This window comes from Pseudomonas versuta (genome assembly GCF_001294575.1).
GTDB classification, from domain to species: domain Bacteria; phylum Pseudomonadota; class Gammaproteobacteria; order Pseudomonadales; family Pseudomonadaceae; genus Aquipseudomonas; species Aquipseudomonas versuta.
This window is the reverse complement of the sequence record NZ_CP012676.1, coordinates 4,310,496-4,326,258: the sequence shown is the minus strand read 5'-3', so window position 1 is coordinate 4,326,258 and position 15,763 is coordinate 4,310,496. Positions and strand designations below refer to the sequence as shown.

The following is a 15,763-nucleotide window of genomic DNA, read 5'->3' as shown; positions in this document are numbered from 1 at the left end:
TCACGTCTAATCGCTAGTCCTTATCTATTGATAGATGGCGTCGATCAAGAGTGGCTTGCTGATTTTTGATACATCTCGAAGCAAGCCTCGGCCAGAGCCGAGCGCGGTGCGGCCCGCCGCATGATCAAACCCAGGCGGGACAAGGTATTTGCATCCTGAATCGGGTGCAGGCGCAAATTGTCGGTCAGGGCTTCAAGCCCGCCCTCCAGAGGCATTACCGCGCAACAAAAGCCGCCATGCACGGCCTGCAAAAGTTGATGGACTGCGTCGGTTTGCAAGATCGGTTGAGGGGTAAGGCCACGGCTATGAAAGTTGTGATCGATGGACTGGCGAAAGTGCATGCCACCGCTCAGCAGGCCCAGAGGCAGTTCAATCAAGGCCTCCCAGCTCAGGGGTTGCTCCCCAAAGTTGAAGTGCCGCTGGTCGTAAAGCAGCCCCATGCGGGTTTCGCCTAGGGGCTGGAAGTCAAAGCGCTCCTGATCCAGACGATCGAGGTAGGACACGCCCACGTCCAGCCGGTTACTGGCCAGATGCTCGAGGATTTGCTCGGAGCTCAGGGCGGACAGCTCAAATCGCAGTTCAGGATGTTCCTGATGCAGGCGCTGTAATAAAGGCAGTGGATCAAAACTCGACAGTGGCACCACGCCCAGACGCAGCGTACCGATCAAATTGCCACGACATGCCGCGGCTTCTGCCTGCAAGCCGTCATAGGCGGCGAGCACGGTTCTGGCCCAGGCCAGTACCCGCTCGCCGGGGGCGGTAAAGCTTTCGAAGCGCTGGCCGCGGTTGACCAGTTGCAGGCCGAGTTCTTGCTCAAGGCTGCGCAGGCGCATGGACAGGGTGGGCTGAGTGATGTGGCAGCGGGCGGCGGCCTGGCCGAAATGCCTGGTTTCATCCAGGGCTATGAGGAATTTCAGCTGTTTAATGTCCATCGTCGCTCCACGCGCTATTCACCGCCCGATTCTAGCGCGCCTGGTCCGCAGCCGGCTTCGCCAATGATGGTCTACGCTAGTGGATCTGGATATCTCAACCCTTGGAGCGTGATTCATGAGTATTTTTAGCTTTGTGAAAGAAGCCGGCGAAAAATTGATCGACCTGCTGACACCGGGCAATGCCAATGCCAGTGAAGAACTCAAGAAACACGTTGAACAGGTAGGTCTGGGCAACCCGAACATCACGGCCACCGTGGATGGCGACAAAGTGACCGTCAGCGGTGAAGTGGCCACGCAGGAAGAGAAAGAAAAAATCATTCTGGCGGCGGGCAACATTGCCGGTGTGGCCAGTGTTGAAGACAAGATCACCGTCACCGGGCCGGTGGTTGTGGCTTCCAAATTTGTAGTGGTAGAAAAAGGCGACACCCTGAGCGCGATTTCGCTGCGGGTGTATGGCAATGCCAACCAGTACAACAAGATTTTTGAAGCCAACAAGCCACTGCTAAAAGACGTCAACAAAATCTACCCGGGGCAGACACTGCGTATTCCTGAGTAACCCCTGCCAATTGTAGGAGCGAGCTGTTAAAGGCTCGCGAGCAAGCTCGCTCCTACACAGACAGGGCGTTTTTTCAAAGCCCTTCCAGCAAATCCCGATAATCCCCTAACGCTGTAAACTCCTCGGTATCTTTCGGGCCTTTTTTGCTGTCCGGCTGTTTGACCGCCAGCAAGTGGGCCACGCCAAAATCACGGGCACTGCGCAGGATCGGCAGGGTGTCGTCGATAAACAGGCTGCGCTGCGGATCAAAGCCGATATCGGCCTGCAGAGCGTCCCAGAAAGCCGGGCTTTCCTTGGGGAAACCATAATCGTGGGAACTGATAAGGCGTTCGAAGTAAGGCGCCAGCTCGATGCGCTCCATTTTTAACGACAACGAATCGCGGTGTGCATTGGTGATCATGATCACCCGCTTGCCGGCCTGCCTGATCGCCGCTAAAAAAGTATCGGCATCGGGGCGCAGAGCAATCAGGTTGGCAGTTTCGAGCTTGAGTTCACGCACCGGTATCTTCAGCTCGGTGCTCCAGAAGTCCAGGCAATACCACTGCAACTGGCCAGCATTGCGTTCAAACAGCGGTGTCAGCTCCAGGTCGGCCATTGCCCGGCTGATGCCATGCAACTCGGCATAGCGCCGGGGCAGGTGTTCCAGCCAGAAGTGATTGTCGTAATGCAAGTCGAGCAGGGTGCCGTCCATGTCCAGCAGTACGGTATCAATGTCGCCCCAAGGTAACGCTGTCATGCAAAACTTCTCCCGCAGTTGAAAAACTTCCGACACAGACAATCGGAAAAGCCGGGGTATAGTAACCCGTTCATATTGAGGAGCCGCTATGCGCCAAAAACCCACCGTACTTGCCCGTGAAATTGTTGCCAGTAGCCGATTGTTTCGCGTCGAAGAAGTGCAGTTGCGCTTCTCCAATGGTGTCGAGCGCACTTACGAACGGTTGGTGGGGCGTGGCAACGGTTATGGCGCGGTCATGATTGTGGCCATGATCGACGCTGATCACGCCGTTTTGGTTGAAGAGTACTGCGGCGGCACTGATGAGTATGAAATCTCATTGCCCAAAGGCCTGATTGAGCCGGGCGAAGATGTGCTGGCTGCCGCCGAACGTGAACTGAAGGAAGAGGCCGGTTATGGCGCCCGCCAGCTGGAACACCTCACCGAGCTGTCGCTGTCGCCGGGTTACATGAGTCAGAAAATCCAGGTGGTACTGGCCACCGACCTCTATGAAGAGCGTCTGGAAGGTGATGAACCCGAGCCGATGCGGGTTGAGCGGGTCAATCTGCGCGAGCTGTCGAGTCTGGTGCAAAACCCGCAATTCAGCGAAGGCCGTGCTCTGGCTGCACTGTATCTGGCGCGGGATTTGTTGACCCAGCGCGGAGTATTTGTGCCGTGAGTGATTTCCCCCACCCCTTGCTTGCAGGCGTGATCGCGCTGGCCCATGCCGCAGGCGACGCGATCCTGCCATTCTGGCGTGCGGACGTTGCCGTTACCGCCAAGGCGGACGATTCGCCGGTCACCGCTGCCGATCTTGCCGCGCATCACGTGTTGCTGGATGGCCTGACGGCGTTGGCCCCGGACATCCCGGTCTTGTCGGAAGAAGACGCCAATATTGCGCAAAGCGTGCGCGCCGCATGGACCCGCTGGTGGCTGGTTGATCCGCTGGATGGCACCAAGGAATTTATTTCGGGCAGTGAAGAATTCACCGTCAATATTGCGCTGATCGAACAGGGTCGCGTGGTCTTCGGTGTGGTCTCAATGCCCACCAGCGGCCGTTGTTACTACGGCGGCGCAGGGCTGGGTGCATGGCGTGAAGATGGCAGCGAGAGATCGCCCATCAGCGTGCGCAACACCCCGCCTGAAGGCGAGCCGTTAACGGTGGTCGCCAGTCGCCGGCACTCCAGTCCCCGGCAAGAACGCTTGTTAACGGGTCTGAGTGAACACTTGGGTGAATTGCGACTGACCAGCGTAGGCAGTTCGTTGAAGTTTTGCTTACTGGCCGAGGGCGCTGCCGATTGTTATCCGCGTCTGGCGCCGACTTCCCAGTGGGATACTGCAGCAGCCCAGGGCGTGCTGGAGGGCGCGGGCGGGGTGGTCCTGCAACTGGATGGCGAGCCGTTCAACTACCCGGCGCGCGAGTCGCTGCTCAATGACTATTTTCTGGCATTGCCGGCCAAGGCGCCGTGGCGCGAACAGTTGCTGGCCCTGGCGCAAAGCGACCTGTAGGAACGAGCTTGCTCGCGATCTTTTAACAGTTCGCGAGCAACGCGTTTCTGCGGGTTAGCGGTGCAACACATACTGCCCGCTAAACCTCACCGCATCCTCTTCGCCTTCGGCATTGATGACCCGTGTATCGAGAGACAAGCGTGCACGGCCATGGCGTTTGTACATGGCCAGAAACTTGTTCCAGGCCGCATCGGCAGGTGCATCGCACAGCACGATAGCGTCCCGGGTCACGGGCAGCGGGTAGCTGATGTGACCTTCCTGAATCACGATGTGCCCGTCTTCGATCCCCGCCTCACGCAGGCTCAGGTGCAGCCAGCCCCAGCCTGCAAGCACCGCGCCGCAGTACAGGCTGCCGCCGAACATGGTGCTTTTGTGGTTAATGTTGGCCGCAAGCGGCATCTGCAGGCGCAGTTGGTGCTGGTGCCAGCCTATGACCTTCAGGCCCATTTCACGGGTAAGCGGAATGTCGTGATGGAGTACAGATTCCAGATAACGACTGTCGCGATTCATGCCATGGCCTCTTCAATCAAGTTCATCGGTGTGTGGGTGACTGCCACTTTCGAAGTTCAGCCCGTGTTTGCGCAGTTTGTCGTGCAAGGTTTTACGCGGTACGCCCAGCGCTTCGGCCAGGCTGCGCATGGAGCTATGGGAGCGCTCCAGTTCGGCGGCAATCAGGCTTCTTTCGAAATGCTCGACCTGTTCGCTCAGGCCCCCCGACACTTCAGCACCAGTCGATTGCGAACCGTCGGGCGAGTCATCGTCCAGCGCCAGCTCAAGTCCCAGGGCAAAGCGTTCGGCCACGTTTTGCAGTTCGCGCACGTTGCCCGGCCAGTTGTGACGCAATAAGAGTGCGCGTTGCGCTGGTTGCAGCACATTGGGTGTAAGACCGTGGCGGCGGCTGGACTCGTCGGCGAAATGTTGAAACAGCATCAAGGCGTCTTCACCACGCTCGCGCAAGGGCGCAATGCGCAACGGTGCAACGTTGAGCCGGTAATACAGGTCGGCGCGGAACCGCCCCTGGTCAGCGGCCTGGCGCAGGTCTTCCTTGGTGGCGGCGATTACCCGGATGTCCAGCGGGATCAACTGATTGCCACCCAGACGCTCAACCACCCGCTCTTGCAGCATGCGCAGCAGCTTGACCTGCACATCCAGGCTCATGCTTTCGATTTCATCGAGGAACAGCGTGCCGCCATTGGCGAACTCAAATTTGCCGATACGGCGTTTTTGCGCACCGGTAAAAGCCCCGGGTTCATGGCCGAACAGCTCGCTTTCAACCACCGACTCCGCCAGCGCGCCCGCGTTGATCGCAACAAAAGGTCCATTGCGACGGTTCGACAAGTCATGCAGGGCCCGTGCGACCACTTCTTTGCCAGAACCGGTTTCGCCCAGAATCAGTACATCGGCCTTGGTCGCAGCCAGCGCGCCGATTTGCTCTCGCAGGCGCAGCATGGCCGGTGAATGGCCGACCAGTCGGGTACTCAGTTGCTGGCGATCGCTCAGGGCCAGGCGCAGGCTGCGGTTGTCCAGTACCAGAGCGCGCAGGGCCAGTGCCCGGCGCACGCTGTCGAGCAGTGCGTCGCTGGCAAAAGGTTTTTCCAGAAAGTCGTAGGCCCCTGAACGCATTGCCTGCACTGCCAGCGGTACATCGCCGTGGCCGGTGATCAGCAGCACCGGAAGCTCCGGGTCCTGGGCGTGAAGCTGGGCCAGCAACTCAAGCCCGTCCATGCCCGGCATGCGAATGTCACTGACCACCACGCCCGGCCAGTCCCGGCCTATGCGCTCGCCAAGACCGGTGGCTTGCGCCAGTGGCAAGACCTTGAGCCCGGCCAGGTCCAGGGTTTGATACAGGGCTTGACGCAGATGCGGGTCATCATCGATCAGGATGATCTGTACATGGGGATCGATGGGCTGGCTCATGACCTGGAGTCCTCGGAAGCTTGCAAGCTGACGCCCGGCGCACCTGCGCGCAGTCGTAGGGTAATTAAGGCGCCGCCTTCCTTGTGGTTGGCGAACAGCAACTCGCCGCCAAACGCGCGGATTAGCGTGTCGCAAATGGCCAGTCCCAACCCCAGCCCCTGAGTGCGGGTTTTGGTGGTGTAGAACGGCTCACCGGCGCGGCCCAGAGCTTCCATGCAAAAGCCCGGGCCATTGTCGCGAATGTACACAGTGACGCCTTCCGGGGTGGATTGGGCACTTAGCCACAAACGCCGGGGCGGACCTTTCTCGGTCAGGGCATCGAGCGCGTTGGCCAGCAAGTTGCCCAGCACCTGGCGCAACCGCGTTTCACCCGCCTCGACCCATAACGTGGCGGCAGGCAAGTCGCGAATCAGCTCGACCTCCATGCTGCGACGGCGTTTGGCCAGTAGCGCCAGGGCATCATCCAGCGCCGGTTGCAGGGCGACGCTTTCCGGCGCATGCCGATCACGGCGGGCGAAGGCGCGCAGGTGCGCGATGATCGATGCCATGCGTCCGGTCAGTTCGTTGATCAGTTTGAGATTGCCGCGCGCGTCTTCGATGCGCTGGTGATCCAGCAGCACCTCTGCGTTTTCGGCATAACTGCGAATGGCCGCAAGGGGCTGATTGAGTTCGTGGCTGATGCTGGCAGACATGGTGCCCAGCGCTGACAGTTTGCCCGCCTGCACCAGATCGTCCTGAGCGCGCACCAGCTCCTGTTGCGCGTGCTCGCGCTCCAGCACCTCCTTGCGCAGCCGCTGGTTGAGGCCTTCGAGGTCGCTGGTGCGTTCTGCCACACGCATTTCCAGCTCGCGGCGCGCCTTGCCTTCGAAGGCGATGCGATCCAGGTAATGGCGACGGCGCTGCATCATCAGGCTGATCAACAGCATCACCACCAGCAAGGTTGCCGCCCCGATAGCCAGTACTGTGCGCACCGGCCGGTCGATCAGCGTGCGTGGGGCAAGAATGTTGACGCTCCAGCCGGTCTCGTCGATTTTCTGGGTCTGCACCAGCCAGGCATTCAAGTCGAGCTTGAGCGGCTGCGGGTCGCGGGTCGGGTAGGGCAAGATGGCGAATATGGCCTCACGCTCTTCTGGCGACAGATCGCGGGTAGCCCGAAAACGCCATTCCGGGCGCGAGGTAAGGATGACCACGCCGTTGTGGTCGGTCATCAGCAGTTGCTCGGGTGTCTTGCCCCACAACTGTTCGGTGTGATCGAGGTCGACCTTGACCACCAGCACGCCGATTTTTTTCTCGCCCTCCAGGACCGGCGCGGCAAAGTAATAACCGCGCTTGCCGGAGGTGGTGCCCAGGCCGAAGAAACGCCCCAGCTTGCCTTCCATCGCTTCACTGAAATAAGGGCGGAAGGCGAAATTGCGGCCGATAAAACTGTCGTTTTTATCCCAGTTAGACGTAGCCAGGGTGTCGCCATGGGTATCCAGCAGATACATGACCACCGCACCGGTCTGGGTGCTGATGCCATTGAGCAATTCATTGGCCCTGGCCTGAGCCTGCGAATCCTCGGGGTTTGCCAGCACGGCACGCAGGGCTGGCAGTTCGCCGAGGATCTGCGGCAGCACTTCATAACGATGCAGTGTTCCCAGCAGGTTGGCGACGTAGAGGTCGAGAGTCTGGCGGTTTTGCCCGGCCAGCTCACTGCGATAATAACGCTCGGCCAGGTGTTGCAGCGGCCACAACAAAGGCGCCAGACACAATGCCAGCAAGGCCAGGCTGCGCCAGCGGGGTCTGCGAGGAACTGAAGAGGTCGTGATCATCGAATACTGCGCCGCGAGAGTACGGCGCAGTATACCCAGCCTTTGTTGTAGCGATGCAGACGGCGAGGGTGCACTGTCGACCGCGTTGCCGCTATCGCTGGCAGGCCAGCTCCCACAGGGTTTGCACAGGTCAGTTATACCCGGCCTTTGTTGTAGGCGCTGGCTTGCCCGCGATGCAGGCAACAGTTTTTGCGCAGGTTAGTGTTGCGCGGCCAGGCACTCACGCAATGCGTTTTGCCAGGCGGGCTGAGCAACGTGCCACTCGCGCTCGAGGCGGCTGCAATCAAGACGCGAGTTTTGTGGCCGGGCAGCCGGTGTCGGATAAGCACTGGCCGGTATCGGCTCCAGGGTTGCGCAAGGCTTGCCCTGGGCTGACAGGTGTTCGGCGATGGCCTGGGTAAAACCAAACCACGAGGTTTCGCCCTGGGCCGTCAGGTGGTAAACCCCCCAGGCTCCGGCTTCTGCGGCTTGCCAGCGTTCGATCAACAGGCGCGTGCTGCGGGCGATAGTGCCTGCCCAGGTAGGCGCCCCGATTTGGTCTGCCACCACGCGCAACTCCGGCCTTTCTTGCAGCAAACGCTGCATGGTCAGCAGGAAGTTCTTGCCGTGGGTGGAGTACACCCAACTGGTGCGCAAAATCAGGTGCTCAGCGCCGGTCGCTGCAATTGCTCGCTCGCCCGCCAGCTTGCTCTTGCCATAGACACCCAGCGGGTTGGGGGTGTCGTCTTCGGTGTAAGGCGCAGGCTTGTTGCCGTCGAACACATAGTCAGTGGAGTAGTGAATCAGCGGAATGCCCAGTGCCGCCGCTTCTTCAGCAAACACACCGGGCGCAACGCCATTGATGGCAAATGCCAGCTCAGGCTCGCTTTCGGCCAGATCCACCGCGGTGTGCGCGGCCGCATTGATGATCAGGTCGGGCCGGTGGGCCCGTACCTGTGCACGAATTTGCTCGGGTTTGCTCAGGTCAAGATCGTTACGACCCAGCACAATCAGCTCGCCCAGACCGCCAAGGTGCTTTTGCAGTTCGAGGGCGACCTGGCCGGTCTTGCCGCTGATCAGGATTTTCAAAGGCGCAGTGCCATTACTCATGCCAGCAGATCCTTGGGCTCGGTGAAGCCCAGGCGTTGACCCTGATAGCTGCCGTCCTGGACGCGTTTGCACCACTCCAGGTTGTCCAGGTACCACTGCACGGTTTTGCGCAGGCCGGTTTCGAATGTTTCTTCAGGCACCCAGCCCAGTTCACGTTCGATTTTGCTGGCGTCGATTGCGTAGCGCTGGTCGTGGCCTGGACGGTCGGTCACGAAGGTAATCAGGTCAGCAAATTGAGCAACGCCGGGCGGATGCTCTGGCGCCAGTTCCTCGAGCAGGGCACAAATACTGCGCACCACGTCGATGTTCTTTTGCTCGTTGTGGCCGCCGATGTTGTAAGTCTCGCCGACCACGCCTTCAGTCACGACTTTAAGCAGGGCGCGGGCGTGGTCTTCAACGAACAGCCAGTCACGTACTTGCAGGCCGTTGCCATACACCGGCAGCGGTTTGCCCGCCAGGGCATTGAGGATCACCAGCGGAATGAGTTTTTCCGGGAAATGGAAGGGCCCGTAGTTGTTCGAGCAATTGGTCAGCAACACCGGCAAGCCGTAAGTGCGGTTCCAGGCGCGGACCAGGTGGTCGGACGCCGCCTTACTGGCCGAGTAGGGCGAGCTTGGCGCGTAAGGCGTGGTTTCGGTGAACAGGTCGTCGACGCCATGCAGGTCGCCATACACTTCGTCAGTCGAAATATGGTGGAAGCGAAACTCGCTTTTGGCCGGCTCCGGGAGTGTCAGCCAGTACGCGCGGGTGGCTTCCAGCAGGCTGTAAGTGCCAACAATGTTGGTCTGGATAAAGTCCGACGGCCCGTCGATGGAGCGGTCAACGTGGGACTCGGCGGCCAGGTGCATGATGGCCTGTGGCTGGAAACGCTCGATGATTGCACTGACCGCTGCCTGGTCGACGATGTCGGCCTGGACGAATTCGTAGCGGGTGTCGGTTGCAATGCTTTGCAGCGATTCAAGGTTACCGGCGTAGGTCAACTTGTCGAGGTTGAGCACTTCGTGTGCGGTGTTCCGGATAAGGTGCCGGATTAGCGCCGAACCAATAAAACCGGCACCGCCGGTGACTAAAATGCGCATGTGGATATTCCTTATTCCTTGAAGGTCTTTAAACGTGTGGCGCATAGCTTGTGGGCAGTGACGAGGTGGTGCAAGTACAAGTCATCCGGCACAGGACGTCCCCCGTCAGTTGGTAGATGCCATTACCGATTTATATCGGCTATTAATGCTTTTATTTTTCTTTCCATGCTAAATAAACGTGTTGTTACCGATATTTATCGATTATAAAAGCGCCTGCGGTTGACGCATGGCTGGCCTGTGTTCACTGTTTCAGAATTAGTCGTATTCGATTTTTCCCTTTAGCCGCCTCCCAGGAGTCCTGATCCCGATGACCACTTTGAACAGTTCGCCCCGCGCTGACGGTTTTCACATGCCGGCGGAATGGGCTCCGCAGACCCAGACCTGGATGATCTGGCCAGAGCGCCCGGACAATTGGCGGTTGGGTGGCAAGCCTGCTCAGGCGGCTCACGTGGCCGTGGCCAAGGCCATTGCGCGCTTCGAACCGGTGACCGTCGGCGTGTCGGCCGCCCAGTACGAAAATGCGTGTGCGCACCTCGATGTACCCAATATTCGAGTGGTCGAGATCTCCAGCGACGACGCCTGGGTGCGTGACAGCGGGCCGACCTTTGTCATCAATGACAGCGGTGAAGTGCGCGGTGTGAACTGGGACTTCAACGCCTGGGGCGGGTTTGATGGCGGTTTGTACTTCCCGTGGAACCGCGACCGTCAAGTGGGTAGCAAGATCCTCGAAATCGAACGCATTGCGCGTTATCACACTCCCGGCTTCGTGCTTGAAGGTGGCTCGATCCACGTGGATGGCGAAGGCACACTGATCACCACGGCCGAGTGCCTGATGAACCGCAACCGCAACCCGCATCTGTCCCGTGAAGAGATTGAAGACGTACTGCGTTCGCATCTGGCTGTGGATAAGATCATCTGGCTGCCGGACGGCCTGTTCAATGACGAAACCGACGGCCATGTGGATAACTTCTGCTGCTACGTTGCACCGGGCGAAGTACTGCTGGCCTGGACTGACGATGAACAGAACCCCAACTATGTGCGTTGCCATGCCGCCATGAACGTACTGGCAACCAGCACCGATGCCAAAGGTCGTCCGTTTGTCGTGCATAAAATGCCGATTCCGGGGCCGATGTTTGCCACACAGCAAGAGTGCGACGGCGTCGACAAGGTTGCCGGCAGTCAGGATCGTAATCCGTCGGAGCGGCTGGCCGGGTCTTACGTGAATTTCTTGATCGTCAACGGCGGCATCATTGCACCGAGCTTTGATGATCCGATGGACGCGCAGGCCAAAGACATCCTGCAAAACCTCTTCCCGCAACATGAAGTGGTGATGGTGCCGGGTCGTGAGTTGCTGTTGGGCGGTGGCAACATCCATTGCCTGACCCAGCAGCAGCCGGCGCCGCGCAAGGCGTAATGCAAGGCTCTGTAGCCGCTGACGAGGCACGAGGCTGCGCGCTCGATCGCAGCCTCGTGCCTCGTCAGCGACTACAGGTGTTTAAAACTTGTACGTCCCCGTCATCACCAGACTGCGGGGCTCGCCCGGCATGATCTGGGAGCCGCTGGTGGCTGAGGCATAGTAATAACGGTCGGTGAGGTTGGTCAGCGCGCCGCTTACATCCCAGTCCTTTTCGCGATAGCCCGCCAGTGCATCCCAGCGGCCGTAACCCGGTAACACCACGGTATTCTGGTTGTCCGCATAACGTTGGCCCACCAGGGTCAGGCCAGTCTCTGCGTACCAGCCCATTTCCGGTTTCCAGGTCAAAAACACGCTGCCATTGTGCCTGGCAACGCCGTTGATGCGTTTGCCTTCAAAGCCGTTGTTGTCCTTGACCACGGTCGCGTCCTGCAGGCCAATTCCACCGCGCATGTACCAGTTGCCACCCAGCTTGCCGCTGGCGGTCAGCTCAATGCCGCGTGAACGTTGCAGGCCCGAGAGCAGGGTGATGGTGGGGTCATCCGGGTCTTTGGTCCGACGGTTGTAGAGTTCCAGCTCGTAGACGGCCAGCGTGGTGCTCAAACGCTCATCCAGCCAGTCGCTTTTGACCCCGATTTCCTTCTGCCTGGTCAGCTCCGGGCTCAGATCGTTGGCGTTCCCTGAAGCACCCGGCGTGATACCGATCAAGCCGCCGCCCACCGGCGAAAAGGTCTTGGTCCACGATGCGTAAAACGAATGGTTTTGCAGCGGTGTCCAGACCACGCCAAGCCGCGGGCTGGTGCTGTGGCTTTTGCGTTCTTCGGTGATGTCCTTGAGATTGCTGGTGGACTCGACTTCAAAGCGGTCATGGCGCAAGCCTGCCAGCACTTGCCATTGATCGTTGAGGCGAATCTGGTCCTGCACATACAGGCCCTGACTTTCGACTTCGGTGTGGTTGTCGCTGGAAATCAGCATCGGCCCGGTCGGGCGCAGGCTTCGATCCGGGTTGTACACATCGAGGGCGGGGACGCCCTTGGCACTGTAGAGCTTGGGATCACGGCGCTGGCTGCCGATTTCCAGGCCGGTCAACAGGCGGTGTTCCAGGCCAAAGGTGTCAAAACCGCCTTCGATTTCAAGGTTGTTGAAAATGTTGCGGGTGGTCATGTCTTGCTGCCAGCTCTGACGATTGACCTTGTCAATTTTCGGGTCGTAGCCCACCAGGTAAGTGTTCTCGAACTGACTGTCGAGCTTGAACACCCCCAGGGTGTGGCGCAGTTGCCAGTTGTCGCTCAACTCATAGCTCAGGCGCGAGCGCAGGTTCTGGGTTTTATCATCGATAAAATCGTTCTGCCCGCCATACGAGGTGCCGCGACGGACATCTGCCGGCCGTCCGTTGATGCTGGGGATCCCGCGATCCGGGGTGCGGTTGTAGCGGCTGTATTCGTATTGAACCAACCAGTTCAAGTCCGGGGTGATCTGCCAGCTCATCGACGGTGCGAACAATTGGCGATTGCCGCTGACGTGGTCCCGGAAGCTGTTTTTGTCTTCGTTGCCCATGTTCAGACGCAGGCTGACGGTGTCACTCGGGTCAGCGCTGAGGTCGGCATAGAGGCTGCGTAAATCTTCGCTGCCACCTTGGGCCTGCAGGCTGGACTGGCGCCCCCAGTGCGGCATTTTGCTCACGCGGTTAATGATCCCGCCCTGGCTGCCACGCCCGTAAAGTACCGCTGCCGGGCCTTTGAGCACTTCAATCCGCTCGATGTTATGCAGGTCGCGAACGTATTGGCTGTCGTCGCGAATACCATCCAGATAAAAGTCGTTGCTGGCGTCAAAACCGCGAATGCGCAGGCTGTCGAAGCGTGTATCAGCGGTGCTGCTGACGTTGGGAATACCGCTCAGGGCTTCGCCCAGACTGTTGATTCCGTAATCCAGCACGTTGCTGGTTTTCACCGAATCGATGGCTTGCGGCACATAACGCGCAGGGGTCGAAGTACGGGTGGCGGTGGTGACATCTCTGACCCGGGGGTCATCGGCCTCAGCTTCGCTGGCGTTAATCGACAGCTCGGGGAGGGTGGTGGCAGCCGTGCCAAATCCGGCGTACAGCAAGGCACACAGCCCCAGATTCAGAGGCGTGAAGCGGCAAGGGGAGAGCATGGTTGAGAAGTGTCCGGGCGGGTGGGATCGGGGGTTATATTTTTTAGGGTGCGAATGGTAATGGTTCTTGTTGCTTTATGTTAATTATTGCTATTAGTGCGATCGGCAGATATGTATCAATTTGTTTCTCTTGACCCGGTCCCTTGCTGCACCTGATTCGCCCGATTCACGAAACACACTAAAAGCCATACCGGCGTTTTTCCCCTCGTGACCCAAAGCTAAGCTGGCGCTCTATCTTGTTGATCATTTGGAGCCACCCGTGAGCACCACCCCTGTCTTGCATTACATCTACGACCCACTGTGCGGTTGGTGCTATGGCGCCAAACCGTTGATTGAAGCTGCACGCGGCATCTTGCCGGTTGTGGCCCATGGCGGCGGCATGATGACCGGTGCCCATCGCCGTCCGGTGACGGCGCAACTGCGTGACTATGTGATGCCCCACGATCAGCGGATTGCCGAACTTACCGGTCAGCCTTTTGGTGAGGCGTACTTTGAAGGCTTGCTGCGCGATACCACGGCCGTCTTTGATTCAGAGCCGCCGACCGGCGCGATATTGGCAGCGGAGCAAGTGGCTGGGCGCGGACTTGAGCTGTTGGGGCGTCTGCAAACGGCGCACTACGTGGAAGGCCGGCGTATTGCCGATGAAAACGTGTTGTTGGCGCTGGCTGCTGACATCGGTCTGGATGCCGAAGCATTCAAGGCGGCTTTTATCGCCGCCCTTGGTGGCCTGACCCAGGCGCACTTCAAGGACAGCCGGGCAATGCTGGCGCGGGTCGGTGGTCAGGGGTTTCCGACGGCCGTGCTGGAGCAGTCCGGTCGGTATCAGGTCATCGATTTGGGGGGGTACCTGGGTAAGCCCCAGGCGTTTGCAGACTGGTTGCGCCAACTGGATGGCGTGGCTGTTCGCCACCCAAACAGTTCAGCTCCAGCCTGCGGCCTGAATGGCTGCGGGGAATAATTACTGACGCTTGGCTCAAAGTTCAGGAAAGTCCTGCCAATTAACAATTTTTTCACGAAATTGACACTTTACCTTCACGACGGCTAGGATTCCCGCCAACGCCTGTGGCTAACAGCCATACACCAACTTTTCGAAAGACCTGCACTCAGTCGTCGTGCAGGTTTTTTTTGTTTATGTGAAGCAACCACCACTCAATGTTTCAGCTTGATACCCACAGCGCGCTTCGTATTCAGAAATAAGGAAAATAATATGTTGAACAAACGGATAGGCCTGCTCGCGTTGGGCGTACTTAGTGCTACCCACGCCATGGCTAACGATCAAGCTGATGCAAAAGGTTTTGTAGAAGACAGCCACCTGAATGTACTGGCGCGTAACGCCTACATCAGCCGCGACTACAAAAACCATAAACAGGACAAGGCTGAATGGGGCCAAGGCTTCCTCGGCACGTTCAGCTCGGGCTTCACCCAGGGCACCGTTGGCGTCGGTGTGGATGCCTTCGGCATTTACGCACTGCGTCTGGATGGCGGTCGTGGAAAAAGCGGCGCGGGCGGCATCGATTTCTTCAAGCAGGATGCCGACGGCAAGGCTGCTGACGACATCTCCAAGGCTGGCGCTGCAGTGAAGTTCCGTGTGTCCAACACGGTGCTCAAGTACGGCGATCAAATGCCTGCTCTGCCGGTGCTGATGTACGACAATTCGCGTCTGATGCCAGAAAGCTTCACCGGTACTTTGTTGACCTCCAAGGAAATCAACGGCCTGGAGATCAATGTCGGTCGTTTCACCGCAGAGTCGCGTAAAAGCGCTGACGCACGGGACAGCGGCGACCTGAAAAGCATCAATGTGTTCGGCGGTAGCTACAAGTTCACCGACAACCTGTCGGCTTCGCTGTACGGCTCGCAGATGGTCGATGAGCTGAACAAGCAGTACGTGGGTGTTAACTACGTCATGCCGCTGCAAGACAAACAGTCCCTGACGTTTGACTTCAACGGCTACCGTACCCACGTCAAAGAAGACTACGCTCGCGACGTACTGCAAGTTGACGGTCAGGACAACAAGATCTGGAGCCTGGCGACCACCTACGCGTTTGGCGCACACACCCTGACCCTGGCTTACCAGAGCAGCACCGGCGAGATCGGCTACCCGTACGGCGGCTACCGCAATGCAGGCGGCGTGGGCGATGGCGGCAACACCATCCTGCTGGCCAACTCTTACTGGTCCGACTTCAACGCCAAAGACGAACGTTCGTGGCAGCTGGGTTATGGCTTCGACTTCGGTGCCGTTGGCATTCCGGGCCTGACCTACAACATCGCCTACGTACGCGGCAGCAACATCGACGACGGTTCCGACCGTGGTCGTGGTACCGAGCGCGAAATCTTCAACCAGGCCAAGTACGTCGTACAAAGCGGCCCGGTCAAGGATTTGAGCGTGCGTCTGCGCGGTTCGTGGTTGCGCGTGTCGAACAACGCCAGCGACTACAACGTCGGCGGCAACGAAGTACGCGTATTTGTTGATTATCCGATCAGCATCTTCTGATGCCACCGGCCTGCTGCACAGGCCGGACATCTGAATAAAAACGCCCCGTTCAGTTTGAACTGATCCCAACAAGTTGGACAGTTCATGGCGAGGCGTCTT

Annotated in this window: 14 protein-coding genes; 6 read left to right on the top strand and 8 right to left on the bottom strand. The window is 58.9% G+C overall.

All coding sequences use genetic code 11. The features are described from left to right. Nucleotides 1-44 precede the first annotated feature (44 nt). Complete coding sequence (locus tag AOC04_RS19325) at nucleotides 45-932, bottom strand: LysR family transcriptional regulator (protein ID WP_060696198.1); 888 nt, start codon at nucleotides 930-932, stop codon at nucleotides 45-47. A gap of 115 nt (nucleotides 933-1,047) precedes the next feature. On the opposite strand from AOC04_RS19325, the gene lysM reads away from it, so the two are divergent. Beyond that, nucleotides 1,048-1,488, top strand: a complete 441-nt coding sequence (lysM, locus tag AOC04_RS19320; RefSeq protein ID WP_003438388.1) for a peptidoglycan-binding protein LysM — start codon at nucleotides 1,048-1,050, stop codon at nucleotides 1,486-1,488. 73 nt (nucleotides 1,489-1,561) lie between these two features. On the opposite strand, the gene yrfG is transcribed toward lysM, so the two are convergent. Beyond that, nucleotides 1,562-2,224, bottom strand: coding sequence for a GMP/IMP nucleotidase (gene yrfG / locus AOC04_RS19315; RefSeq protein ID WP_060696195.1), 663 nt, complete (start codon nucleotides 2,222-2,224; stop codon nucleotides 1,562-1,564). A gap of 88 nt (nucleotides 2,225-2,312) precedes the next feature. Here yrfG and nudE point away from each other — a divergent pair, with 88 nt between their 5' ends. Beyond that, complete coding sequence (gene nudE, locus AOC04_RS19310) at nucleotides 2,313-2,879, top strand: ADP compounds hydrolase NudE (protein WP_060696193.1); 567 nt, start codon at nucleotides 2,313-2,315, stop codon at nucleotides 2,877-2,879. Continuing rightward, a complete protein-coding gene (cysQ, locus tag AOC04_RS19305) occupies nucleotides 2,876-3,709 on the top strand; it encodes a 3'(2'),5'-bisphosphate nucleotidase CysQ (protein WP_060696191.1) in 834 nt (277 codons plus the stop codon). Before nudE ends, cysQ begins: the two co-directional genes overlap by 4 nt. Before the next feature lie 54 nt (nucleotides 3,710-3,763). On the opposite strand, the gene AOC04_RS19300 is transcribed toward cysQ, so the two are convergent. From AOC04_RS19300 to rfbB, 5 genes are all read right to left on the bottom strand, one after another. Next, on the bottom strand, nucleotides 3,764-4,219 hold the full coding sequence (locus AOC04_RS19300; protein WP_060696189.1) for a thioesterase domain-containing protein: 456 nt from the start codon (nucleotides 4,217-4,219) through the stop codon (nucleotides 3,764-3,766). Nucleotides 4,220-4,231: 12 nt separating this feature from the next. After that, a complete protein-coding gene (locus AOC04_RS19295; protein WP_060696187.1) occupies nucleotides 4,232-5,626 on the bottom strand; it encodes a sigma-54-dependent transcriptional regulator in 1,395 nt (464 codons plus the stop codon). Then, complete coding sequence (locus AOC04_RS19290) at nucleotides 5,623-7,437, bottom strand: sensor histidine kinase (RefSeq protein ID WP_060696185.1); 1,815 nt, start codon at nucleotides 7,435-7,437, stop codon at nucleotides 5,623-5,625. Before AOC04_RS19290 ends, AOC04_RS19295 begins: the two co-directional genes overlap by 4 nt. Nucleotides 7,438-7,635: 198 nt before the next feature. Then, a complete protein-coding gene (gene rfbD, locus AOC04_RS19285; protein ID WP_060696996.1) occupies nucleotides 7,636-8,505 on the bottom strand; it encodes a dTDP-4-dehydrorhamnose reductase in 870 nt (289 codons plus the stop codon). Nucleotides 8,506-8,522: 17 nt separating this feature from the next. Beyond that, entirely contained in the window at nucleotides 8,523-9,605 is a 1,083-nt protein-coding gene (rfbB, locus tag AOC04_RS19280; protein ID WP_060696183.1) for a dTDP-glucose 4,6-dehydratase, read from the bottom strand. Between the two features lie 307 nt (nucleotides 9,606-9,912). Here rfbB and aguA point away from each other — a divergent pair, with 307 nt between their 5' ends. Beyond that, on the top strand, nucleotides 9,913-11,019 hold the full coding sequence (aguA, locus tag AOC04_RS19275; protein WP_060696181.1) for an agmatine deiminase: 1,107 nt from the start codon (nucleotides 9,913-9,915) through the stop codon (nucleotides 11,017-11,019). Between the two features lie 81 nt (nucleotides 11,020-11,100). On the opposite strand, the gene AOC04_RS19270 is transcribed toward aguA, so the two are convergent. Then, a complete protein-coding gene (locus tag AOC04_RS19270; protein ID WP_060696179.1) occupies nucleotides 11,101-13,173 on the bottom strand; it encodes a TonB-dependent receptor in 2,073 nt (690 codons plus the stop codon). Nucleotides 13,174-13,432: 259 nt separating this feature from the next. Between AOC04_RS19270 and AOC04_RS19265 the strand changes: the two genes are divergently transcribed. Both AOC04_RS19265 and AOC04_RS19260 read left to right on the top strand, forming a co-directional pair. Continuing rightward, nucleotides 13,433-14,131 carry a DsbA family protein gene (locus AOC04_RS19265; protein ID WP_060696177.1) on the top strand — a complete coding sequence of 233 codons (699 nt, stop codon included), beginning with the start codon at nucleotides 13,433-13,435 and terminating at the stop codon, nucleotides 14,129-14,131. A 249-nt stretch (nucleotides 14,132-14,380) separates the two neighbouring features. Further along, complete coding sequence (locus AOC04_RS19260; RefSeq protein WP_060696174.1) at nucleotides 14,381-15,664, top strand: OprD family porin; 1,284 nt, start codon at nucleotides 14,381-14,383, stop codon at nucleotides 15,662-15,664. Nucleotides 15,665-15,763 lie beyond the last annotated feature (99 nt).